Source organism: Nocardia sp. NPDC055029, assembly GCF_053608525.1.
The window spans coordinates 76,319-99,723 of record NZ_JBSGVQ010000020.1; the positions used below are offsets into that span (position 1 = coordinate 76,319).

Consider the following 23,405-nt stretch of genomic DNA (forward strand, 5'->3'; position numbering starts at 1 on the left):
CGCTGGTGTCGGCCGGGTTCTAGCTTCGGTTCTCCTTCGCCAGTGCCCTCGTGCCGCGCTTACCGGGAACGGGCTGGTCATCGCCGTCGGCGAGCCATTCGGCGGTGATCAGCCAGCGCCGCTGGGCGTGCGCGTCGGCCACGTCGAAGAAGACCCGCCTGCCGCGGTCGTCGCGCAAATCACGGGCGAGCGCGGCCCAGCTCGGTGGCCTGCCTCGCTCGGCGGTGTGCTCGACGACGAAACCCGCGACCAGCTTCCCGATCATGTTGACCGGTTTCTGCGACACCCGATTGCCGTACTTGGTCGTGTGCCAGCGGCGGGCCGGGCACAGCGAACCGGGACTCGCGTTGGAGGCGATCCAGCCCGCGCGCTGCGCCCGCTCGATCAGCCACAGATGCTTGACCGCCGACGGCGCGATCTCGCCGACCCGCTCGGCGATGAGCTCGGTGACCTCGGCGTCGGCGAGGATGTCGCGCCTGGTCGGGCCGATATCGTGCGCGGACCAGTGCGCGGCGGCGAGTCTGGCCAGGATGCGGCCGAACTCGTCGATGCTGCGCTGCGCGCGCCTGCCGAGGCGTTCGATCCGCTCGGCCTCGCGGCGCATCTCGTTCTGCGCGGTGAGGGTGCGGATCGCCGCCATCGTCGGCACCTGCCCGCGTTCGAGCAGTTGCAGGATGGCCGCGGCGGTCGCCGGGTCCGCCGCGGCGGCGACGGGCAGCGAATCGCGCTTTATGTCGAAGTCCTGGGGGCTGATCGCCCTGCTCAGCAGGCCGACAGCGGCGTGGTCGCCCGCGAAGTCGGTGTGGGCGAGCCAGGCGGTTGCGATGTCATCACACGACAGCACGGTGAAACGTTCCTCCGGTCGGCGGTGGGGGAGCGATACGGTGCGCGAAGGTTGTGCCCCGGCCGGGATGAGGGACCGGCCGGGGCCACCAACCTGATGAAGGTTTGGCCACCGAAGTTGCCGAGATCCACGGTAGCCAGCGGCTTGCGCTGGTGTCACGACCATTGATTGTTTCGTTACATCCAGAAAGTCCTGGTCAATCGGGGATGGAGTACGCATTCTCGCCGTAACCAGGATCGATCGCCGATCCAGGCTGGATTCGCCGCGTGGCGGGCAGTCGATTGCTTAGCTGTTGCGCCCGGCCGACCGGGTTTGCCCGCCTTGTCCAAACCTGTACTTGAACTGTGATTCGTGTCACAGTTTCGCGACGAGTTCCGGGAGACGTGGCGACGCGTCGGCCGCTCATCCGCCTGTCGGTGGGCGGCGGTAGCCTGTGGGCCGTGGCTCTGTACCGGAAGTATCGACCGGCGACGTTCGCTGAGGTAGTGGGTCAGGAGCATGTCACCGACCCGCTGAGTACGGCGCTGGATACCGGACGGATCAGCCATGCGTATCTGTTCTCAGGTCCGCGCGGCTGCGGTAAGACCTCCTCCGCGCGTATCCTCGCGCGCTCGCTCAACTGTGTCGAGGGCCCGACCTCGACGCCGTGCGGGGTCTGCGCCTCCTGCGTGGCGCTCGGCCCCGGCGGTGCGGGCAATCTCGACGTCATCGAGCTCGACGCGGCCAGCCACGGTGGCGTCGACGACACCCGTGAGCTGCGCGATCGCGCGTTCTACGCGCCCGCCGAGTCGCGCTATCGCGTGTTCATCGTCGACGAGGCGCACATGGTCACCACGGCCGGCTTCAATGCGCTGCTCAAGATCGTCGAGGAGCCGCCCGCCCACCTGATCTTCATCTTCGCCACCACCGAGCCGGACAAGGTGCTGCCGACCATTCGTTCGCGCACCCACCACTATCCGTTCCGGCTGCTGCCGCCGGCCACCATGCGCGGCCTGCTCGGCAAGATCTGCGAGCAGGAGCACGTGCCGGTGGAGGAGGCGGTGTATCCGCTGGTCATCCGGGCCGGTGGGGGGTCGCCGCGAGACAGCCTGAGCGTGCTCGACCAGCTGCTCGCCGGTGCCGGGCCCGATGGTGTCACCTACCCGCGCGCGGTCTCGCTGCTCGGGGTCACCGACGTGGCATTGATCGACGACGCGATCGACGCGCTGGCCGCCGACGACGGCGCCGCGCTGTTCCGCACGATCGACAGCGTCATGGAAGCAGGCCACGACCCGCGCCGCTTCGCCGTCGACCTGCTCGAGCGCCTGCGCGACCTGATCCTGCTGCGCGCGGTCCCCGACGCCGCCGAGCGCGGCCTGGTCTCCGGCCCCGGCGACGTCCTCGACCGCATGCGCGAGCAGGCCGAACGCCTCGGCCCCGCCACCCTCACCCGCTACGCCGAACTCCTGCACGAGGGCCTCGGCGAAATGCGCGGCGCGACAGCCCCCCGCCTCCTGCTCGAGGTCATCTGCGCCCGCATGCTCCTGCCCTCGGTCTCCGACACCGAGTCCGCGACGCTGCAGCGCCTGGAACGCCTGGAGCGGGGATTCGCGGGCGGTGCCATCCCCGCCGCTCCCGCACGCCCCGGCCCCGCCGCCGGTGCACCGCCCGCCGAGCGTGCGTCCGCACCGGCTGAGCGTCCGGTCGCACCCGCCGCAGGTGGGGAGACTCGCCGCCGCGGCGCGGAACTTCTCGCTGCTGCCCGCGCCGAAAAGGAAGCGGCCGCAGGCGGACCGGGATCGCCCGCGCCGACCCGTCAACAACCTGCGGCTGTGGCAGGAACCCCCGCTGCCGCAGTCGAGCCTGCTGCGCAGGCTCCGGCGACCCCGCCTGCGCAGCAAAATGCGCCGGTGGCGCAGCAGAACGTGCCGCCCGCCCGGCAGAACATGCCGGGTGCGCCGTTCGCGCAGTCGAACCAGCCGGGCGCCGAGCAGGACCAGCTGGATTCACAGCAGGACGCGTCTGTCGAGCAGCAGAGCTCGGCTGCCGCGCATCAGAACCCGCGGGGTGCGCAACAGAATCCGCTGCCGGCTCAGTCTGTGCGCGGGACCGCCGCACAGCCTGTCGACGGCGTGGCATCGGAAGGCGCTGTCCCTCAGGCATCTTCGGCAGAAGCTGGAGTCGGTCCTGCGGGTGACGCAGTGTCGTCTGCCGGGCGATCGATCTCCTTCCAGGAGCAGCTGGCCGATGCCGGCGCCCCGGCTAACCCGGACGCCGGGTCGGCGACAGGCGCCGCGGCCGAGCCCGCGTCGCGAGTTGCCGATCCGGGCGCCCAGTCATCTGGCGAAACGTTCGCCGGTGGCTCGGAAAACCCAGCTCTGCAAGTTGATTCGCCCCCGCAAGCTTCGGCTCCATCATCTGCTGTCCGGTCGGCACCCGCGGCCGCGCAGGCACCCGCGGCTCCTCGGGGAGCTTCCGACTCGCAGGCGGCCAGGGCCACGGCGGCTTCGGAAGCGGCTGCCACTCCGCAGACGACTGCGGCTTCGGAGGCAGCTGCCGCCTCGGGGATGGCCGGGGCTTCCCAGGCGGCTTCGGCCTCGCAGGTCGCTGGAGCTCCGCAGGCGCCCGCCGCCCCGGTGGAAGATCTCGTCGCGCTGGTCGACGGGGCGTGGGCGGAGATCAAGGGGAAGGTGCGGGAGTTCGGGCCGACGTTGCAGGCGCTGCTGTCGGGAGCGGCGGTGTCGCGGGCCGAGGGTGACGTGATCGTGTTCGCGCATCAGAGTCCGCCGTTGGCGCAGCGGTTGTCCGATCCGCGCAATATCGAGGCGGTGCGGTCGGCGGTGCGCGCGGTGCTCGGGCGCGAGCTGGATGTGCGCTGGGAGACGGGGGCGCCCGCGCCGCGTCCGGCGGCGAAGGTGGCGAGCGCGCCGGCGCGGGGTGAGGCCAAGCCGGCCGGGCGGCCGAAGTTCTCCCGGCCGAGTCAGGCCAACGGGAATCAGGCGGGTGCGTCGGGGCAGGCCAAGCCGGTGTCCGACGACGACATCCCGCCGCCCGACTTCCCCGATCTACCCGACGACCCGGGGCCGGAGGAGGGGTACGGGTCGGATTCGGGCCGGTCCGGTGGCGATTCCGGGCGCGGTGGCAGGCCGGGTGACGTGGTGCTGGCGCCGCCGACGCCGGAAGAGGAGCAGGAGATGCTGGCCGCCGCGGCGGTGCCGGTGGCGCCCGGTGATCGGCAGGACCCGGACGAGGTCGCTCTGGCGTTGCTGCGCAACGAGCTCGGAGCGAGGAGTCTGGATGGTTGACAGCCACCCGCCGGACCACGTTAAGTTAACCGGAGTTCGCACACCACGGTAGTATGAACGGGTGGCCGGGAACGCCGGATGGGCATGGTTCTATGCTCCGCTGGTGCTTGCCGGGATTTGTACGGCGTCAGGACGGATGGTCGTGGCGTTCGTGCGGCCACCGCACCCCAAGGAAGGAAACACTCCGATATGACCACAGAGGCCTACATCTACGAGGCCATCCGCACTCCGCGCGGCCGCGGCAAGAAGAACGGCTCGCTGCACTCGGTCAAGCCGATCGATCTGACTGTTGGTCTGATCCAGGAGCTGCGTGGCCGCTTCCCCAACCTCGACGAGGACCAGATCTCGGACCTCATCCTCGGTGTCGTCACCCCCGTCGGTGACCAGGGCATGGACATCGCCCGCACCGCGGTCACCATCGCGGGTCTGCCCGACACCGTCGGTGGCTTCCAGCTCAACCGCTTCTGTGCCTCCGGCCTCGAGGCCGTGAACCTGGCTGCGCAGAAGGTTCGCTCCGGCTTCGACGACCTCGTCATCGCCGGTGGCGTCGAGTCGATGTCGCGCGTGCCGATGGGCTCCGACGGCGGCCCCTGGGCGCTCGACCCGGCCACCAACTACGACGGCTACTTCGTGCCGCAGGGCATCTCGGCCGACCTGATCGCCACCATCGAGGGCTTCTCCCGCGATGACGTCGACGCCTACGCCGTGCGCTCGCAGGACCTGGCGGCCAAGGCCACCACCGGTGGTTACTTCGCCAAGTCGATCGTTCCGGTCAAGGACCAGAACGGCCTCGTCGTGCTCGACAACGACGAGCACATGCGTCCCGGCACCACCGCCGCCGACCTGGGCAAGCTGAACCCCTCCTTCGCCGGCATCGGTGAGATGGGTGGCTTCGACGCCGTCGCGCTGCAGAAGTTCACCTACATCGAGAAGATCAACCACGTCCACCACGGTGGCAACAGCTCGGGCATCGTCGACGGCGCCGCCCTGCTGCTGATCGGCAACGAGGAGGCAGGCAAGGCCTCGGGTCTGACCCCGCGCGCCCGCGTCGTCGCGACCGCCACCTCCGGCGCCGACTCCACCATCATGCTGACCGGTCCGACCCCGGCCGCGAAGAAGGCACTGGCCAAGGCCGGCCTGACGATCGAGGACATGGACCTCGTCGAGATCAACGAGGCGTTCGCCTCCGTGGTGCTGAAGTTCCAGAAGGACCTCAACGTCCCGGACGAGAAGCTGAACGTCAACGGCGGCGCGATCGCGATGGGCCACCCGCTGGGTGCCACCGGCGCGATGATCACCGGCACGGTGCTCGACGAGCTGGAGCGTCGCAACGCGCGCTACGGCCTGATCACCCTGTGCATCGGCGGCGGCATGGGCGTCGCCACCATCATCGAGCGCGTCTGATTCCCGGCCGAAACTTCTCATAGGAGAGAACGAAAAACTATGACTGACAACATCATCGGCTGGGAGAAGGACGCCGACGGCGTGGTCGTCCTCACCATCGACGACCCCAGCCAGGGCGCCAACACCATGAACGACGCGTACATCACCTCGATGGCCGCGACCGTCGACCGCCTCGAGGCGGAGAAGGACGACATCACCGGTGTCGTCATCACCTCCGGCAAGAAGACCTTCTTCGCCGGCGGCGACCTGAAGAACATGATGCAGGTCGGCCCGGACAACGCGGCCGAGGTCGTGGCGATGCTCGACGGCGTCAAGGCCCCGCTGCGCCGCCTGGAGCAGCTCGGCAAGCCGGTCGTCGCCGCCATCAACGGCGCCGCCCTCGGCGGTGGCCTGGAGATCGCGCTGGCGACCCACTACCGCGTCGCGGCCGACGTCAAGGGTTCGGCCATCGGCCTGCCCGAGGTCTCCCTCGGCCTGCTGCCCGGCGGCGGCGGCGTGACCCGCGTCGTGCGCATGATCGGCCTGCAGAACGCGCTGATGCAGGTGCTGCTGCAGGGCCAGCGTCACCGCGTCACCAAGGCCAAGGAAATCGGCCTGATCGACGAGGTCGTTTCCTCCGTCGAGGAGCTGCTGCCCGCCGCCAAGGCGTGGATCGCGGCCAACCCCGAGGCTGCGCAGCCGTGGGACAAGAAGGGCTACCGGATCCCCGGCGGCACCCCGTCCACCCCGGCCTTCGCGGCGAACCTGCCCGCGTTCCCGGCCAACCTGCGCAAGCAGATCAAGGGCACCAACATGCCCGCCCCGCGCGCCATCATGGCCGCGGCGGTCGAGGGCGCGCAGGTCGACATCGACAACGCGCTGACCATCGAAGGCCGTTACTTCACGAGCCTGCTGACCGGCCCGGTCGCGAAGAACATGATCCAGGCGTTCTTCTTCGACCTGAACCACATCAACGGTGGCGGCTCGCGTCCGTCGGTCGCGGATGTGCCCAAGCGTGAGATCAAGAAGATCGGTGTCATCGGCGCCGGCATGATGGGCGCCGGCATCGCCTACGTCTCGGCCAAGGCCGGCTACGAGGTCGTCCTCAAGGACGTCAAGATCGAGGCCGCCGTCAAGGGCAAGGGCTACGCGGAGGCCATCGAGGCCAAGGCGCTCTCGCGTGGCAAGACCACCCAGGAGAAGTCCGACGCGCTGCTGGCTCGCATCACCCCGACCGCGGACGCCGCCGACTTCAAGGGCGTCGACTTCGTGATCGAGGCCGTGTTCGAGAACCCCGAGCTCAAGAACAAGGTCTTCCAGGAGATCGAGGACATCGTCGACGCCGATGCCCTGCTCGGCTCGAACACCTCGACCCTGCCGATCACCCTGCTCTCGGAGGGCGTCAAGCGCTCCGAGGACTTCATCGGTATCCACTTCTTCTCCCCCGTGGACAAGATGCCGCTGGTGGAGATCATCAAGGGCAAGAACACCTCCGACGAGGCGCTGGCCCGGGTGTACGACTACACCCTCGCCATCAAGAAGACCCCGATCGTCGTCAACGACAGCCGTGGCTTCTTCACCTCGCGCGTGATCGGCACCTTCATCAACGAGGCCATCTCCATGGTCGCCGAGGGTGTCGACCCGGCCACCATCGAGCAGGCGGGCCTGCAGGCCGGCTACCCGGCCGCGCCGCTGAAGCTGTCGGACGAGCTGAACTTCACCACCATGCAGAAGATCTACAAGGAGACCTCCGAGGCCATCCTTGCTGCCGGTGGCGAGCTCAACGCCGCGTCCGCGAAGACCGCCGAGGTCATCAACAAGATGGTCGACGAGCAGGGCCGCACCGGCAAGCTGGGTGGCGCTGGCTTCTACGACTACGTCGACGGCAAGGCCACGGGCCTGTGGGACGAGCTGCGCTCGATCTACAACTCGCAGCGTGAGCTCCCGGAGGGTGTCACCTTCCAGGACCTCAAGGACCGCATGATGTTCGCCGAGGCCATCGAGACCCAGAAGTGCTTCGACGAAGGCGTGCTCACCAGCACCGCCGACGCGAACATCGGCTCGATCTTCGGCATCGGCTTCCCGGCCTGGTCGGGCGGCTCGCACCAGTTCATCGTCGGCTACCCCGGTGGCCAGGAGGCCTTCGTGGCCCGCGCCGACGAGCTGGCGAAGAAGTTCGGCTCGCGCTTCGAGGTCCCGGCCTCCCTGCGCAAGTAAGTCGGTAGTTCCCGGTTTCGGCCGGTAAGGAAGCCCGTCACCGGATTCGGTGGCGGGCTTCCGTCGTTCGCGCTCAGTGTGTGCTGTCGCCGAGCGAGAAGTACTCGGCCTGGCGGGGGCGCGCGGCCATGGCGAGGACGGCGGCCACCTCGTCGACGGCGTCGGTCAGCGGTGCGATGGTGACACGCACCGCCTCGGGGTGTCCGCGATCGGCGGCGAAGAACGGTCCGCCCGGTGCGACCCGAATGCCGTTGGCCGCCAGGTGGACCAGGGCGCTGCGCTCGTCGGCGACGGGTAGCCACGCGTTGAGGCCCTGGCCGTCCGCGACCCGCACACCGTGGGCGCCGAGCGCGGTGACCAGGGCCCGGCGCCGGGCCTGGTACTGGTCGCGAGCGAATTCGACAGTGCGGGTGACGGTCTCGTCGCGCAGCATCTCGTGCAGGAGTCGCTGCAGGATGCGCGGTGTCCAGCCGGGGCCGAGTACCCGGGTGGCGACGATCCGGTCGATGACCTCCGCCGGGCCCGACAGCGCCGCGATCCGCAGATCCGGCCCGTGCGATTTGGAGTAGCTGCGCACGTGCAGCACCTGGTCGGGCAGCCAGCGCCCGAGACTGACATCGGGAGCGGGCACCACCGGACCTGAGTGGTCGTCCTCGATGACCATGCACCGGTGTTCGCCGCGACGCAGGATGTCGGCCAGTTCCGCGGCGCGGTCGGCGCTCATCGACGCGCCGGTCGGGTTCTGCGCACGCGGTTGCAGGACTGCCGCTGTGGCCCCGGTAGCCAGTGCGCGGGCGAATTCGGTGGGTAGCAGCCCCTGTTCGTCCATGCCGACCGGGACGGTCTCGGCGCCGATGGAGTCGAGGTAGTCGAGGATGTACGGGAAGGTGGGGTCCTCCACGATCACCCGGTCGCCGAAGCGGACGACCGCCTGCAGACTGCGGGCGACGGCGTCCATGGCCCCGTCGACCACGGTGAGCGCTCCGGACTTGGTCGGCCAGTCGGCCTGCAGTAGCCGACCGAGCTCGGGTACCACCGGTGCCTGGTGGTAGTCGGTGGTCTCGGCACCGGTGGCCAGCCGGGACAGGATCGTGCCGATCTCGGGGAGCAGCAGCGGGTCGGGGGTGCCCAGCGAGAGGTCGAGCCGCGCCGAGGTGGCGCCCTTGGTCATACCGTCGGTGCGGGAGGTGGGCCGTGGGCGGTGTCCGCCCTCGGCGACGAAGGTGCCGCTGCGCCCCCGGGAAACGACGAGCCCGGCCTGGGCCAGTGCCCGCCAGCCGTGGCTGACGGTCGCCGGACTCACGCCCAGACGGCTTGACAGCTCCCGCACCGTCGGCAGCCGATCACCCGGACGCAGCTCTCCGCTGGTGATCAGGCGGGCGATAGCCCCGGCGATCCCGGCGGGCGTCGGGTCATCGATCTGAATCCGGTCGTTCATTTCCACTTCTCGATCTCGATGCGAGATTTACACTTCCGGCACTGACTGAAATATTCAGGAAATGTTTACCGTCGAAGATAACATAACCAACTTCGGTAGGAGATCGACAGGTGACGACAATCAAGGCAGCCATCACCCAGGCCACGTGGACCGGCGACAAGAAGTCGATGCTCACCAAGCACGAGGGCTTCGTCGAGGAGGCCGCGGCCGCTGGAGTGCAGGTCATCTGCTTCCAGGAACTGTTCTACGGGCCGTATTTCGGCAATGTGCAGAACAAGAAGTACTACGAATACGCCGAATCGGTGCCTGGCCCGACCACGGAGCGGTTCGCCGAACTGGCGCGGGCGCATCAGATGGTGATCGTGCTCCCGGTGTACGAGGAAGAGCAGCCAGGGGTGCTGTACAACACCGCGGCGGTGATCGATGCCGACGGCAGCTACCTGGGCAAATACCGCAAGCACCACATTCCGAACCTGCCGGGTTTCTGGGAGAAGTTCTACTTTCGCCCCGGCAATCTCGGCTATCCGGTGTTCGACACCGCGGTCGGCAAGATCGGCGTCTACATCTGCTACGACCGCCATTTCCCGGAGGGCTGGCGCGCCTTCGGACTCGGCGGCGCCGAACTGGTGTTCAACCCCTCTGCCACCAAACCCGGTCTGTCGAACCGGCTCTGGGAACTCGAACAGCCGGCCGCCGCCGCGGCGAACCAGTACTTCGTCGCCGCGAACAACCGGATCGGCACCGAGACAGCCGAATTCGGCGACGACGCGGTGACCTTCTACGGCAGTTCGTATTTCGTCGATCCACGCGGCAACTTCGTCGGCGACATCGCCTCCACCGGCACCGACGAGCTGGTAATCCGCGACATCGACTTGGATGTGGTGCGCGAAGTGCGCGGAGACTGGCAGTTCTACCGCGACCGCCGCCCCGATTCCTACGACGCCATCGTGGCGCCCTGAGTACGGGAGGGTAAGCATGGCAACGACTTTGATCACCGGCGGAACCGTCGTCTCCGCCACCGGGCGTGGCGCGGCCGACGTGCTGGTCGACGGTGAACGCATCGTCGCGCTGCTCGAACCCGGCAGCACCGTGCTCGGCGCGAACCTCGCCGAGACCGTCGACACGGTCGTCGACGCCAGCGGCAAGTACGTCATCCCCGGCGGTATCGACGCGCACACGCACATGTCGATGCCGTTCGGCGGCACCACAGCCGCGGACGACTTCGAGTCCGGCACCAGGGCCGCCGCCTGGGGCGGCACCACCATGATCATCGACTTCGCGGTGCAGAAGTTCGGTGAGCGGGTGCCGGAGAGCCTGCAGACCTGGCACGAGATGGCCGCCGGGCAGTGCGCCGTCGACTACTCGTTCCATCAGATCATCGGCGAGGTGAACAAGGAGTCGCTGGCGGAGCTGCGGCGTCTGCCCGACGAGGGCATCACCAGCTACAAGCTGTTCATGGCCTACCCCGGCGTGTTCTACAGCGACGACGCGCAGATCCTGCGGGCCATGCAGACCGGCGGCGACACCGGGCTGCTCACCATGATGCACGCCGAGAACGGTCCGGCCATCGACGTGCTCGTCGAACAGCTGCTCGCCCAGGGCAAGACCGATCCGTACTACCACGGAGTGGCCAGGGCCTGGCAGCTGGAGGAGGAGGCCACGCACCGCGCGATCATGCTCGCCGACCTCACCGGCGCGCCGCTGTACGTGGTGCACGTCTCGGCGAAACAGGCGGTGGCGCAGCTGGCCGCGGCCCGCGATCGTGGCCGCAACGTCTTCGGCGAGACCTGTCCGCAGTATCTGTATCTCTCGCTGGAGGACAACCTCGGCGCGCCGGGCTTCGAGGGCGCGAAATGGGTGTGCTCGACGCCGCTGCGCTCGCGGGAGGAGGACCACCAGAACCAGGTGTGGCAGGCGTTGCGCACCAACGACCTGCAGATGGTGTCCACCGATCACTGCCCGTTCTGCATGAAGGGACAGAAGGACATGGGAATCGGTGATTTCTCCAAGATTCCCAACGGGATCGGCTCGGTGGAGCACCGGATGGACCTGATGTATCAGGGCGTGGTGGAGGGCCGGATCACCCTGGAGCGCTGGGTCGAGATCACCTCGACCACCCCGGCCCGGATGTTCGGCCTCTACGGCCGCAAGGGCGTTCTCGCCCCCGGCGCCGATGCCGACATCGTGGTCTACGACCCGAACGGCCACACCTCCATCGGGATGGGCAAGACCCACCACATGAACATGGACCACTCGGCCTGGGAGGGCTACGAGATCGACGGTCACGTCGACGTGGTGCTCTCCCGCGGCAAGGTCCTGGTGGCCGACGGCGAATATCGGGGCCGCAAGGGCGACGGGAAGTTCGTGCGCCGTGACCCGTGTCAGTACCTGATCTGAGGAGACGCCATGGAATTCGGAGCGGTACTTCAGTGCAATCCACCGGCCGCGCGCACCGTGCACCTGGCGAAACTGGCCGAGGCGTACGGCTTCAGCCACCTGTGGACCTTCGATTCGCATCTGCTGTGGCAGGAGCCGTATGTGCTCTACAGCCAGATCATGCACGAGACGAAGCGGATCACGGTGGGACCCATGGTGACCAATCCGGCGACTCGGGACTGGACCGTCACCGCCTCGCTGTTCGCGACGCTGAACGAGATGTACGGAAACCGCACGATCTGCGGGATCGGCCGCGGCGATTCGGCGGTGCGCGTGGGTGGCGGGAAGCCGACCACGCTGGCCGTCCTGCGTGAAGCGGTGCACGTGATCCGCGAACTGGCGAACTCGCGCCCGGTCGAATACAACGGCAGCACACTGCAATTCCCTTGGAGCACCGGCTCGGCCCTCGAGGTCTGGGTCGCCGCGTACGGGCCGAAGGCGCTGGCGCTGACCGGCGAGGTCGCCGACGGCTACATCCTGCAACTGGCCGATCTCGATATCGCCGAGTGGATGATCGGGACCGTCAGGTCCGCGGCGAAAGCCGCCGGCCGCGACCCGGATTCGATCAAGATCTGCGTCGCCGCGCCGATGTACATCGGCACCGATCGCGCCCACATGCGTGAGCAGTGCCGCTGGTTCGGCGGCATGGTCGGCAATCACGTCGCCGACATCGTCACCAGGTACGGGACCGGCGGCGGCGTTCCGAAGGCGCTGACCGACTACATCGCCGATCGGCACGGCTACGACTACAACGAGCACGGCCGAGCCGGAAACACCCACGCCGACTTCGTCTCCGACGAGATCGTTGAGCGTTTCTGCGTGCTCGGCACCCCCGAGGAGCACATCGCGAAACTGCGGGCCCTCGCCGATCTCGGCGTCGACCAGTTCGCGGGCTATCTGCAACACGACAACAAGGAGGAGACCTTGCGTGTCTACGGCGAGACGGTGATCCCGCGGCTGCGCCAGGCCGTCACCGCGACGACGGTGTCGGCATGACCGGGGCGACGGTCGGCGTCGACCTGGACGCACGCGCCTACGAACTCGATCGCGCCCACGTGTTCCACTCGTGGTCGGCGCAGGCGAGCCTGGATCCGATGGTGCTGGCCGGTGGCCGCGGCTGCCGGGTGTGGGACCACGCGGGCCGCGAGTACCTGGACTTCGCCAGTCAGATGGTGAATGTCAATATCGGACACCAGCATCCGGTGGTCACGGCCGCGATCGCCGAGCAGGCCGCCCGCCTGACCACCATCGGTCCGGCGGTGGCGAATCTGCAGCGCGGCGAGGCGGCGGCGCGGATCACCGAGCGCGCGCCGGACGGCATGAACAAGGTGTTCTTCACCAACGGCGGCGCCGACGCCGTCGAGAACGCGATCCGGATGGCGCGCCTGCACACCGGTCGCGACAAGGTGCTCTCGGCTTACCGGTCCTATCACGGCAATACCGGAGCGGCGGTGGTCGCCACCGGCGACTGGCGCCGGATGCCGAACGAGTACGCGCGCGGCCACGTCCACTATTTCGGCCCCTACCTGTATCGCAGCGAGTTCTGGGCGCAGACGCCGGAACAGGAGAGCGAACGCGCGCTGCGGCATCTGGAACGGGTGGTACAGGCCGAGGGGCCGCAGACCGTCGCGGCGATCCTGGTGGAGAGCGTGCCAGGCACCGCGGGCATCCTTGTGCCGCCGCCCGGCTATCTGGCCGGGGTGCGCGCCATCGCCGACCGCTACGGCATCGTGCTGATCCTCGACGAGGTGATGTGCGGATTCGGTCGTACCGGACGGTGGTTCGCGTTCGACGGCTACGGCGTCACTCCCGACCTGATCACCTTCGCCAAGGGCGTGAACTCCGGGTACGTGCCGGTCGGCGGCGTGGTGATCGCCGACGCCATCGCCGCCACCTTCGACGACCGGGTCTTCCCCGGCGGCCTGACCTACAGCGGGCATCCGCTGGCGGCCGCCTCGATCGTGGCCGCGCTCGACACCATGGCCGCCGAGGGCATCGTCGACAACGCCGAGCGGATCGGGCGCACGGTGATCGGCCCCGCGCTGGACAAGCTCGCCGCCGAGCATCCGATCGTCGGCGAGGTGCGGGGCGAAGGCGTGTTCTGGGCGATCGAGCTGGTCGCCGACCAGGCGACCCGCGAGCCGGTCGACGCCGCCACCATCGCGCGGATCAAGGCCGGGCTGGCCGCCAGGGGCGTGCTGGTGTTCGGCGCCGACAACCGGATTCATTTCGTCCCGCCCTGCGTGGTCACCGAGGCCGAGGTCGCCGAGGCCGTCGCCGCGCTGAGTGAAGTACTGGCCAAACCCTTGGAGATCCGATGACGCATCCCACCGACACGCTCGAGCACTGGGTCGACGGCAAGCCGTGGACCGGTGAATCCACCCGTACCGCACCGGTATTCGACCCGGCCCTCGGCGTGCCGCGCCGTACGGTCCGGATGGCGACGGCCGCCGATGTCGACGCCGCGGTCAAGGCCGCCGCGGCCGCGCTGCCCGGCTGGGCCGATTCCTCGATCGCCACCAGGCACCGTTTCCTGCTGAACTTCCGCGAACTGCTCAATGCCCGCAAGGACGCGCTGGCCGAGATCCTCACCGCCGAACACGGCAAGGTGCTCGCCGACGCGGCAGGGGAGATCGCGCGTGGGCTGGAGGTGGTGGAGTTCGCGCTGTCGATGCCGCACCTGCTCAAGGGCGAGTTCAGCCAGAACGCCTCGACCGGGGTCGATGTGTACTCGGTGCGCGAACCGGTGGGCGTGGTCGGCATCATCAGCCCGTTCAACTTCCCGGCCATGGTGCCGCTGTGGTTCTTCCCGATCGCCATCGCGGCGGGTAACACCGTCGTGCTCAAGCCGAGCGAGAAGGATCCGTCGGCGGCGAACTGGCTGGCCGAGGTCGCCGCCGACGCCGGGCTCCCGGCCGGGGTGCTCAATGTGGTGCACGGCGACAAGGAGGCCGTGGACGCGCTGCTCACCCATCCCGAGGTCGGGGCCATCTCGTTCGTCGGCTCGACGCCGATCGCCGAGTACGTGTACCGGACCGCGAGCGCGAACGGCAAGCGCGTGCAGGCCCTCGGCGGGGCGAAGAACCACATGCTGGTGCTGCCCGACGCCGACCTCGATCTGGCCGCCGACGCCGCCGTCAACGCCGGATTCGGGTCGGCGGGCGAGCGGTGCATGGCGGTCAGCGTGGTGCTGGCCACCGAGTCCGTCGCCGACGACCTGGTGGCGCGTATCGCCGAGCGGATGAAGGACCTGCGCACCGGCGACGGCCGCCGCGGCTGCGATATGGGCCCGCTGATCACCCGCGAACACCGCGACAAGGTGGCCGGCTACCTCGACACCGCTGTCGCCGACGCGGCGAAGCTGGTGGTCGACGGGCGCGAGTCGAGCTTCGACGGCGACCCGAACGGCTTCTGGCTCGGCCCCACCCTGATCGACCGGGTGCCGGTGAGCTCGGCGGTGTACCGCGACGAGATCTTCGGCCCTGTCCTGTCGGTGGTGCGGGTCGAGGGGTTCGAGCAGGCCGTCGAGCTGATCAACGCCTCGCCCTACGGCAACGGCACCGCCATCTTCACCAACGACGGCGGTGCAGCGCGGCGCTTCCAGCGGCAGGTGAACGTGGGCATGATCGGCGTCAACGTGCCGATCCCGGTGCCGGTGGCCTACCACAGTTTCGGCGGCTGGAAGGCGTCGCTGTTCGGCGACGCGAAAGCCTACGGCCCCACCGGTTTCGCCTTCTTCACCCAGGAGAAGGCGATCACCTCCCGCTGGCTCGATCCGAGCCACGGCGGCATCGACCTCGGTTTTCCGCGGAACAGTTAGCACGATCCAAGCACGAAGGACATCCGATGACAGAAACTCGGGTACGGCGGTCCGATGACGCGCCGGGCGGTTCCACGCTGGTCAACGACGACTTGGCACCAACTACCAAGGAGACGGCGACCTGGCGTACCTGGGACATCTTCTGCCTCTGGATGACCTCGGCGCACAGTATCGCCAGCTACGGCTTCGCCGTCGGCATGCTCGCCCTCGGCATGACCGGTTGGCAGACGATGCTCGCGCTGTTCGCCGGTGTCCTGATGCTGTGGCTGGGCAGCAACCTGATCGGCGTCGCGGGGCAGAAGGTCGGGGTGCCGTTCCCGGTCTTCGCCCGTGGCGCGTTCGGGGTGTTCGGCGCCAATATCCCCGCGTTGCTGCGGGCCCTGGTCGCGGTGTTCTGGTACGGCATCCAGACCTACCTGGCCTCGACCGCGCTGATGATCCTGCTGCTGCGCGTGGCGCCCGGGCTCGAATCGTTGACCGACAACGACGTGCTCGGCCTGTCCACGCTGGGCTGGATCGCGTTCCTGGTGCTGTGGACCGTCCAGCTGGCGATCATCAACTACGGCATGGAGGTGGTGCGCAGGGCCTCCGACTTCGCCGGACCCGCGGTCTGGATCGGGATGATCGCGTTGGCGATCTGGATTCTCGGCAAGGCCGACTGGAGCATCGATTTCAACGCGCGGGCCGGGGAGCCGCTCAGCGGCGGCGCGACCGTCGCGACGTTCGTCGGCGTGGCGTTCCTGATGGTGGCGTTCATGGCGGGTCCGCTGGTGAACTACGCCGATTTCGCGCGCTTCTCGCCCAGTCGCAAGGCGGTGCTGCGTGGCAACGCCTGGGGCATCCCGTTCAACGAGACCGCGTTCGTTGTGCTGTCCATCGTGATCGCGCTGGCCACCCTGAAGGTGTACGGCAAGGTGCTCGCCGACCCGGTGGCCCTGGTCGCCGATATCGACAGCGACGTGATCGTGGTCGTCGCGGCCGTGCTGTTCGCCACCGCGACCGTCGGCATCAACGTGGTGCTCAACTTCGTCTCGCCCGCCTACGACATCTCCAACGCGGCGCCGAAGTACATCTCGTTCCGCACGGGTGGCGTGATCACCGCCCTGCTGTCGATCGTGGTGCTGCCGTGGAAGCTGTGGGAGAACCAGGACTTCATCATCTACTTCCTCGGCGGCGTCGGCGCCCTGATGGGTCCGGTGTTCGGCATCCTGGTGGTGGACTACTACCTGGTGCGCCGCCAGCGCACCGTCCAGGCCGACCTCTACAGCGACCAGCCCACCGGAAGCTACTGGTACACCCGCGGCTTCAACCCCAAGGCGCTGATCGCCCTCGGCATCGCCGGTCCGGTCGCGGTGGTCGTCGCCCTCGCCCCCGACTCCGGCAATATCACCGCCCTGTCCTGGCCGGTCGGCGCCACCCTCGGCGCCCTGATCATGTACGCCCTCAACGCCCGCCGGTCATCCACCCCGCACTGACCGGCAGGCAATACGGCGGGTAACCGATGCCGCCGCAGCATCGAATCTCCACCCGATAGATGCCGGATCGCGCTAGCTTGGATATGTACGGATTGTTCGGGGGTCCGTATGCCGACTGAAACGCCGGTGACGCCGATTCGCTTCGAGGGGTGGTCACATGGAACCGGAGCCGACCCGTATACAGCGCGGGCCGTCCGAGTCGTCACCGGTGGCGACGAATACCCAGCGGGCCAAGGTGCCGGGGGAGATCGACGAGGCGGTTGTCGCCGAGCTCGACGCCATGGGGCTCACCGGGGCCAAGGAGATCGGGCGCGGCGGATTCGGCGTGGTGTACCGGTGTTTGCAGCCCGCGTTGGACCGGGTCGTCGCGGTGAAAGTGCTGTCTTCGGAGATCGATCAGGAGAGCCGGGAACGGTTCCTGCGCGAGGAACAGGCGATGGGCAGGCTGTCCGGGCATCCGAACATCGTCGACATCCTGCAGGTCGACGTGACCGCGACCGGGCTGCCGCTGATCGTCATGCCGTACTGCTCGCGCGGTTCGCTCGAACGGCTCATCCACGATCGCGGACCGTTGACCTGGGCCGATACCCTGCGTGCCGGGGTGAAGCTGGCGGCGGCGATCGAGTCGGCGCACCGGGCGGGCATCCTGCACCGCGATGTGAAGCCGGCGAACGTGCTGATCAGCGGATACGGCGAACCGCAGCTCACCGATTTCGGCATCGCCCGCATCCCCGGCGGCTTCCAGACCTCGAGCAGCCTGATCACCGGTTCGCCCGCGTTCACCGCTCCCGAGGTGCTCAAAGGCCATGAACCGACTGTGCGGTCTGATATATACGGGCTCGGCGCGACCCTGTTCGCCCTGCTGACCGGCCACGCCGCGTTCGAGCGGCAGGCGGGGGAGAAGGTGGTCGCGCAGTTCCTGCGGATCACCACCCAGCCGGTGCCGGATCTGCGCGCCCAGGACATCCCCGGCGACGTGGCCGCGGTGATCGAGCAGGCCATGTCACCCGACCCGGTCGACCGTCCAGCCACGGCCTACGAATTCGGCGAGATGCTGCGCCAGGTGCAGCGCGCGCACGGCCAGATGCCCGACGAGATGGCCCTGCTCGACACCACCGCGGAAACCGCCGAGGCGGACACCCCGGAATCGCTGAAAGCCGTCACCGGCCGCCGCAGCTGGCCGCTGACCTTGCAGCCCGTCGGCTCCGCTGTGCCGCTGCGCAGCGGCAACACCGGCACCTTTCCACCGACCGCGGCGACGAAGTTCCGGCCACCGACGCCCGCCCGCGAACCCCTCCCGCGGCAGCGCCTGCTCGACGTGCTGCGCGCCGGTGGCCGTCGCAGGCTCGCCCTGGTCCACGCGCCCGCCGGGTTCGGCAAGAGCACCGTCGCCGCGCAGTGGCGGGCCGACCTGATCGCCCGCGATATCCCGGTCGCCTGGCTCGGCATCGACCAGGACGACGACAGCGAGATCTGGTTCCTCGCCCACCTGATCGTGGCCATCCGCCGGGTCCGCCCCGATGTTGGCGCCGGCCTGGAGCAGGTGCTCGAGGAGCGCCCCGCCGACGCCGCCGCGTTCGTGATCGCGACCCTGATCGATGAGATCCACGCCAGCGACCGCAGCGTGGTGGTCGTCGTCGACGACTGGCATCGGGTCAGCGACCCCGGCGTGCACCGCGCGATGGCGACCCTGCTCGACAACGGCTGTCACCATGTGCGTTTCGTGGTGACCAGCCGTGACCAGTCCGGGCTGCCGATCAGCAGGCTGCGGGTCCGCGACGAGCTGGTCGAGCTCGGCGCGGTGGAGCTACGGCTCACCGAGGCCGAGACGCGCCAGATCCTGGTGGAGCGCAATGGTTTCGCGCTCACCGACGAGCAGGTCGAGCAGATCCACACGGCCACCGAGGGCTGGCCCGCCGCGATCCAGCTGGTGAGCCTGACCCTGCGCGGCAAGGCCGATCCGGTCCAGCTGCTCGCTCAGCTCGCCGAGGGCGGGCACGGGATGCGGGAGTACCTGGCCGAGAACGTGCTCGACAGCATGGATCCGGAGCTGCTGGAGTTCCTGATGGCGATCTCGGTGGTCGAGCGGGTCAGCGGCTCGCTGGCCGCGCTGCTCGCCGATGTCCCCGACGGCGCGTCGATGCTCGAACAAGCCGAGCAGCGTGAACTGTTCGTGCACCGGATCGAGCACGACCCGGAGTGGTACCGGATGCAGCCGCTGTTCGCCGAGCACCTGCGCACCCGGCTCGACCGCATGCACCCTGGACGCGCGAAGATGCTGCACCGCAAGGCCGCTCGCTGGTACGCCGAGCACAACCTGCTGCGCAAGTCGGTCGACCACGCGCTGGCCGCGACCGATCTCAAGCTCGCAGGCGACCTGCTCGAGAGCGGCGGCATGGACCTGATCGACCGCTCCCGGCTGGCGACCCTGCTCGGCAGTGTGTCCAAACTGCCGGTGCAACAGGTGACGTCACGGTCCAAGCTGCTGATGGCCGTCGCCCGGGCCAATATGAACCTCCAGCAGACCAGCACGGCGCGCTCGGCGCTGAGCAGGCTGTCGAATCTGCTCGCCCGCGGTGGCGGCGAGCCGGAGCTGGCCGAACAACTGGGTGCGGCAACGGTGCTCGACGCCGCCGACCGGGTGGCGCACGATGACACCGCGGAGGTGGCCGACCACCTCGCGGACCTGCTGGCCGACCCGGGCGAGCTGCCCGCGTGGATCGTCTCGACCGCAGCCAACTTGATCTCGTTCGTCCGGATCTGCGAATTCGACTTCGTGGGTGTGACGGAGATGCAGGACTGGGCCGCGGACTATCACGTGCAGTCGAAGGACCCGCTCGGCGCCGTCTTCGGGCTCTGCTGCCGTGGTGCCGCCGCCTATGAGCAACTCGACATCGCCACCGCCACCGAGTGTTTCGAGCTGGCCTACGAGAAGGCACGAGACGGGGCCGGCCCGCGCTCGGACGCCGCGCGCGTCGCCGCGGCGCTGTTCGGCGAAGTGGCCTACCGCCGTGGCGATCTGGCGCTGGCGGACCGGCTGCTCGACGAGAGCCACGAACTGGTGACCCGGGTCGGCCCGGTCGACTTCCTGGTCGCGACCTTCGTGATCGGGGCGCGGGTGAAGGCCGCGCTCGGCGACCAGTACACGGCGGCGGCACGGCTGGACGAGGGCACACGGGTGGCCGCGGAGAACGGACTGGCCCGGCTCGACGCGCAGGTGCGGGCCGAACGGTCCCGGCTCGGCCTGCCCACCGGCGACAGCGCCGACCGGTTCGCCACCGAGCTGTCCGCCAACGGCAAGCGGCGCAAGTCCGGTGCCGCCGTGCTCATCGCGGAGGCCCGCGAGCTCGCCGAGATCAGGGCTCTGCTGGCCGAACAGCGCCTGCGCGCCGACGATCGGGCCGCCCGGCACGCCAGGGTGCTCTACGCGCGGCTGCTCGACCAGTCCCGGCCGCGTGCGGAATTGGACGCGATTCTGCTGCTGGCGGAGTGCCTGGCGACGGCGGGCTGGGTCGGCGAGGCCACCGGGCTGGTGCTGCCGGTGCTGCGCACCTGCGCCGACCTGGGCTGGACCCGGCCGCTGCTCGACGCCGGTCCCGGTGTCGTCGGGCTGCTGCACGTGCTGCGCACGCAAGCCCACGACGAGCAGCGTCATCCGGTGCTCGACGGGGTGCCGAGCGACTTCCTCGACGAGCTGCTCGCCTGAGCCCGGGTGCGCGCGCACCCGGGCTCAGGCGCGAACTACGGCTGCCACCAGGGGCGCAGCGGCACGGTCCAGGCGCCGTCGGAACCCAGCTTCACCCCGAGCACGTGATGCAGCTGCACCACATTGCGCTGGAAGCCGAGCCTGCACCCGGCCATGTACAGGCCCCACACCTTCGCGGTGCCCTCGCCGACCTCGGCGACGCACGCGTCCCAGTTCTCGACCAGGTTCTTGCACCATTCGTGCAGGGTCAGCGCGTAGTGCTCGCGCAGGTTCTCCTCGTGCAGTACTTCCAGGCCGATGTTCTGGATCTCGGAGACGATGCGGCCCGAGCCGATCAGCTCGCCGTCAGGGAAGACGTAGCGGTCGATGAAATCGCCCGCCTTGGTGGTGCGGGTGTTGTCCGGCCGGGTGATGCAGTGGTTGAGGAACAGGCCGCCGTCGCGCAGCTTGTCCTTGATGTAGCCGAAGTAGAACGGGTAGTTGTGCACGCCGATGTGCTCGGTGAGGCCGATGGAGGAGACCGCGTCGAATTCGCCCTCGGGGATGTCGCGGTAGTCGCTGTGCCTGACCTCGGCCAGCTCGCTCAGGCCCTCCTCGGCGATCTTCTGCTGCGCCCAGGCGGCCTGCTCGGCCGAGAGCGTCGCACCGATCACCTTGACCCCGCGCCGGGCCGCGTAGCGGACCATGCCGCCCCAGCCGCAGCCGATGTCGAGCAGCCGGTCGCCTTCCTTCAGCCGCAGCTTCTCGAAGATCAGCCGGTACTTGTTCTCCTGGGCCTGCTCGAGGGTCCAGTCCGGCTCGCCGTAGACCGCGCAGGTGTAGGTCATCGACGGGCCGAGGACGTACTCGTAGAACTTGTTCGAGACGTCGTAGTGGTGGTGGATGGCCTCGGCGTCGCGAGTCTTGGAGTGGCGCAGGCCTTCCAGGGCGATCCGGCGCCAGCGGGGCAGCGTCTCCTGCGGCGGCGGCGCGATCGGCTTGAGCCGTTCCCAGCCCAGCGAGCGCGCGATGGTGACCAGCGACAGCGCCGACGGGCGATGGAACTTCATCGCCTGCATGGCCTTCAAGAGTTCGTACGGGTCGCCGGGATGCACGCCTTCGGTGACCATGTCGCCGGCGATGTAGGCGCGTGCCATGCCGAGGTCGCCGGGCGCCGAGGCCAGGTAGTTGATGCCGCGTGGCGTCTTGATCTCGAGGGTGTAGGGCGCGGTCTCCGGTCCCGTCGCGCTGCCGTCGTAGGCCTTCAGGCGGATCGGGATCTCACCGTCGATGAGTGTCTCGAACACCTCGGCAATGCTGAGCCGGGTTCCCAGCTCGGCGAATACCTCGGATCGGTCCTTGAATGTCGTCACTTGCGTTGCACCGCCTTCGAATACAGATTCAGCAGTCGTTGGTCCGGGTCGTAACGGTTCTTCAGTGCGGCATACGTCTCGCCGCCGTACAGCGCGGCGAATTCGTCCTCGGCGTAGTAGGAATCCGAGTACAGCGACTTGTGCCCGTCGAATTCGGACACGATCTTCTCGATCGCGCGGTTGGCCGCCCCCTCCGGTTGACCCGGCTTGCCCGGGACGGCCGACCAGAATCCGACGTTGACGTAGGTGCGCCCTGGTTCGAGCGGGTACAGCGGCCACGGACGGTCGCCCGCCGGGTCGGCCGCGTTCTCCCGCAACCGCAACGGGCACAACCAGATCGGCTCGATCGGTATTTCCTTCAGGAACCATTCGACGAAGTCGGCGGTGCGGTGCACCGGCACCTCGATGTCCTGGACCACCCGTTCCTGCGGCGGGTTGCCCTTGCGGGCCTCCAAACGGTCGCCGATGTGGTATTTGCGGTCGAGGGCGACGAGTTTCCAGTAGAAACTGCTGCGGCGCAGCGACTTCGGCCAGAAGCGGCGGATCTTCGGGTTCTGGGTGCCGAAGGCGCGCGAGCACCAGAACCAGTCGGTATCCCAGCGCCACAGGTAGTCGTGGATGGTCAGCCGGTCCGGTTTCACCCCGTTGGGGTGCTGGATGGACCGGTAATAGATGTCCATGCCGGTGTAGTCGCTGACCGGGCCCGGCTCGTCGGTCTGCCTGCCGAGGGTCAGGTAGCTCTCGGTCGCGGTGAACACGACGCCGTCGAGGTAGTCGACCTGCTCGCCGTCATAGCTGCGCTCGGTGACGATGCGCTCCAGCTCGGCTTCCAGCTCGCGCAGGTCGTGGAAGCGCACGTGGCGCAGCGCGACATAGGGCTTGACGGGTTCGAGCTCGATCTTCAAGCGGACCGTGTAACCCAGGGTGCCGTAGGAATTGGGGAAACCCTTGAACAGATCGGCGCGGTCGCCATCCGGCTTGACGGTGATGATCTCGCCGGAACCGGTCAGCACGTCCATTTCCAGCACGGATTCGTGCGGCAGGCCGTTGCGGAACGAGGTCGACTCGATGCCGAGACCGGTGACCGCGCCACCCAGGGTGATGGTCTTGAGCTGCGGAACCACCAGCGGCGCCAGACCGTAGGGGAGTGTTGCCGCGACCAGGTCCTCATAGGTGGTCATCCCGGCGACGTCCGCGGTTCTGGAATTCGGGTCGACGGCGATCACCTGCCCGAGACCGGACACGTCGAGGCCGGGCGCGGTGGTCGCCGCCCTGGCCCGGAACAAGTTCGACGTCTTCTTCGCCAAGCGGACGACGGCGCCGGGTGGAATGGCGCGATAGCTTGCCAGCAGTCGCTCCACACCCGCTCGGTGCGCGGCATATCCAGACTCGCGTGCGGCCGGTTCGTGGCCGGCCCTACCCAAAAGACTCACTGCCACGGGTTCGACGC

Annotated in this window: 14 protein-coding genes; 10 read left to right on the forward strand and 4 right to left on the reverse strand. The window is 68.6% G+C overall.

Translation table 11 applies throughout. The features are described from left to right. Nucleotides 1–19: 19 nt before the first annotated feature. Complete coding sequence (locus tag ACWF9G_RS18740; RefSeq protein ID WP_379307490.1) at nt 20–844, reverse strand: hypothetical protein; 825 nt, start codon at nt 842–844, stop codon at nt 20–22. A gap of 440 nt (nt 845–1,284) precedes the next feature. Here ACWF9G_RS18740 and ACWF9G_RS18745 point away from each other — a divergent pair, with 440 nt between their 5' ends. From ACWF9G_RS18745 to ACWF9G_RS18755, 3 genes are all read left to right on the forward strand, one after another. Continuing rightward, complete coding sequence (locus ACWF9G_RS18745; protein WP_452516652.1) at nt 1,285–4,128, forward strand: DNA polymerase III subunit gamma and tau; 2,844 nt, start codon at nt 1,285–1,287, stop codon at nt 4,126–4,128. A 189-nt stretch (nt 4,129–4,317) separates the two neighbouring features. Beyond that, nucleotides 4,318–5,532, forward strand: a complete 1,215-nt coding sequence (locus ACWF9G_RS18750) for an acetyl-CoA C-acetyltransferase (protein ID WP_452516654.1) — start codon at nt 4,318–4,320, stop codon at nt 5,530–5,532. Nucleotides 5,533–5,571: 39 nt separating this feature from the next. Beyond that, nucleotides 5,572–7,728 carry a 3-hydroxyacyl-CoA dehydrogenase NAD-binding domain-containing protein gene (locus ACWF9G_RS18755; protein ID WP_452516656.1) on the forward strand — a complete coding sequence of 719 codons (2,157 nt, stop codon included), beginning with the start codon at nt 5,572–5,574 and terminating at the stop codon, nt 7,726–7,728. 73 nt (nt 7,729–7,801) lie between these two features. Here the strand turns inward: ACWF9G_RS18755 and ACWF9G_RS18760 are convergent, their stop codons facing one another. Next, complete coding sequence (locus ACWF9G_RS18760; RefSeq protein WP_379307496.1) at nt 7,802–9,166, reverse strand: aminotransferase-like domain-containing protein; 1,365 nt, start codon at nt 9,164–9,166, stop codon at nt 7,802–7,804. Between the two features lie 110 nt (nt 9,167–9,276). On the opposite strand from ACWF9G_RS18760, the gene ACWF9G_RS18765 reads away from it, so the two are divergent. The 7 genes from ACWF9G_RS18765 (at nt 9,277) to ACWF9G_RS18795 (ending at nt 20,603) form a co-directional block, all read left to right on the forward strand. Beyond that, on the forward strand, nt 9,277–10,125 hold the full coding sequence (locus tag ACWF9G_RS18765; protein ID WP_379307498.1) for a nitrilase-related carbon-nitrogen hydrolase: 849 nt from the start codon (nt 9,277–9,279) through the stop codon (nt 10,123–10,125). A 16-nt stretch (nt 10,126–10,141) separates the two neighbouring features. Further along, on the forward strand, nt 10,142–11,563 hold the full coding sequence (hydA, locus tag ACWF9G_RS18770) for a dihydropyrimidinase (RefSeq protein ID WP_452516659.1): 1,422 nt from the start codon (nt 10,142–10,144) through the stop codon (nt 11,561–11,563). Between the two features lie 9 nt (nt 11,564–11,572). Beyond that, nucleotides 11,573–12,598 (forward strand): TIGR03842 family LLM class F420-dependent oxidoreductase, encoded by a 1,026-nt coding sequence (locus ACWF9G_RS18775; RefSeq protein ID WP_452516660.1) that lies wholly within the window; start codon nt 11,573–11,575, stop codon nt 12,596–12,598. Beyond that, a complete protein-coding gene (locus tag ACWF9G_RS18780; protein ID WP_452516661.1) occupies nt 12,595–13,923 on the forward strand; it encodes an aminotransferase class III-fold pyridoxal phosphate-dependent enzyme in 1,329 nt (442 codons plus the stop codon). Before ACWF9G_RS18775 ends, ACWF9G_RS18780 begins: the two co-directional genes overlap by 4 nt. Further along, complete coding sequence (locus ACWF9G_RS18785; protein WP_452516663.1) at nt 13,920–15,422, forward strand: CoA-acylating methylmalonate-semialdehyde dehydrogenase; 1,503 nt, start codon at nt 13,920–13,922, stop codon at nt 15,420–15,422. The genes ACWF9G_RS18780 and ACWF9G_RS18785 overlap by 4 nt, the downstream gene beginning before the upstream one ends. 26 nt (nt 15,423–15,448) lie before the next feature. After that, on the forward strand, nt 15,449–16,897 hold the full coding sequence (locus ACWF9G_RS18790; RefSeq protein WP_452516664.1) for an NCS1 family nucleobase:cation symporter-1: 1,449 nt from the start codon (nt 15,449–15,451) through the stop codon (nt 16,895–16,897). Nucleotides 16,898–17,054: 157 nt separating this feature from the next. Next, entirely contained in the window at nt 17,055–20,603 is a 3,549-nt protein-coding gene (locus tag ACWF9G_RS18795; RefSeq protein ID WP_452516666.1) for a protein kinase domain-containing protein, read from the forward strand. A gap of 35 nt (nt 20,604–20,638) precedes the next feature. Here the strand turns inward: ACWF9G_RS18795 and ACWF9G_RS18800 are convergent, their stop codons facing one another. Together ACWF9G_RS18800 and ACWF9G_RS18805 are read right to left on the reverse strand one after the other, a co-directional pair. After that, the gene (locus ACWF9G_RS18800; RefSeq protein WP_452516667.1) at nt 20,639–21,955 is read right to left on the reverse strand and encodes a class I SAM-dependent methyltransferase; all 1,317 of its coding nucleotides are present in this window, start codon (nt 21,953–21,955) and stop codon (nt 20,639–20,641) included. Then, entirely contained in the window at nt 21,952–23,388 is a 1,437-nt protein-coding gene (locus ACWF9G_RS18805) for an FAD-binding oxidoreductase (protein ID WP_452516693.1), read from the reverse strand. The genes ACWF9G_RS18800 and ACWF9G_RS18805 overlap by 4 nt, the downstream gene beginning before the upstream one ends. Nucleotides 23,389–23,405 lie beyond the last annotated feature (17 nt).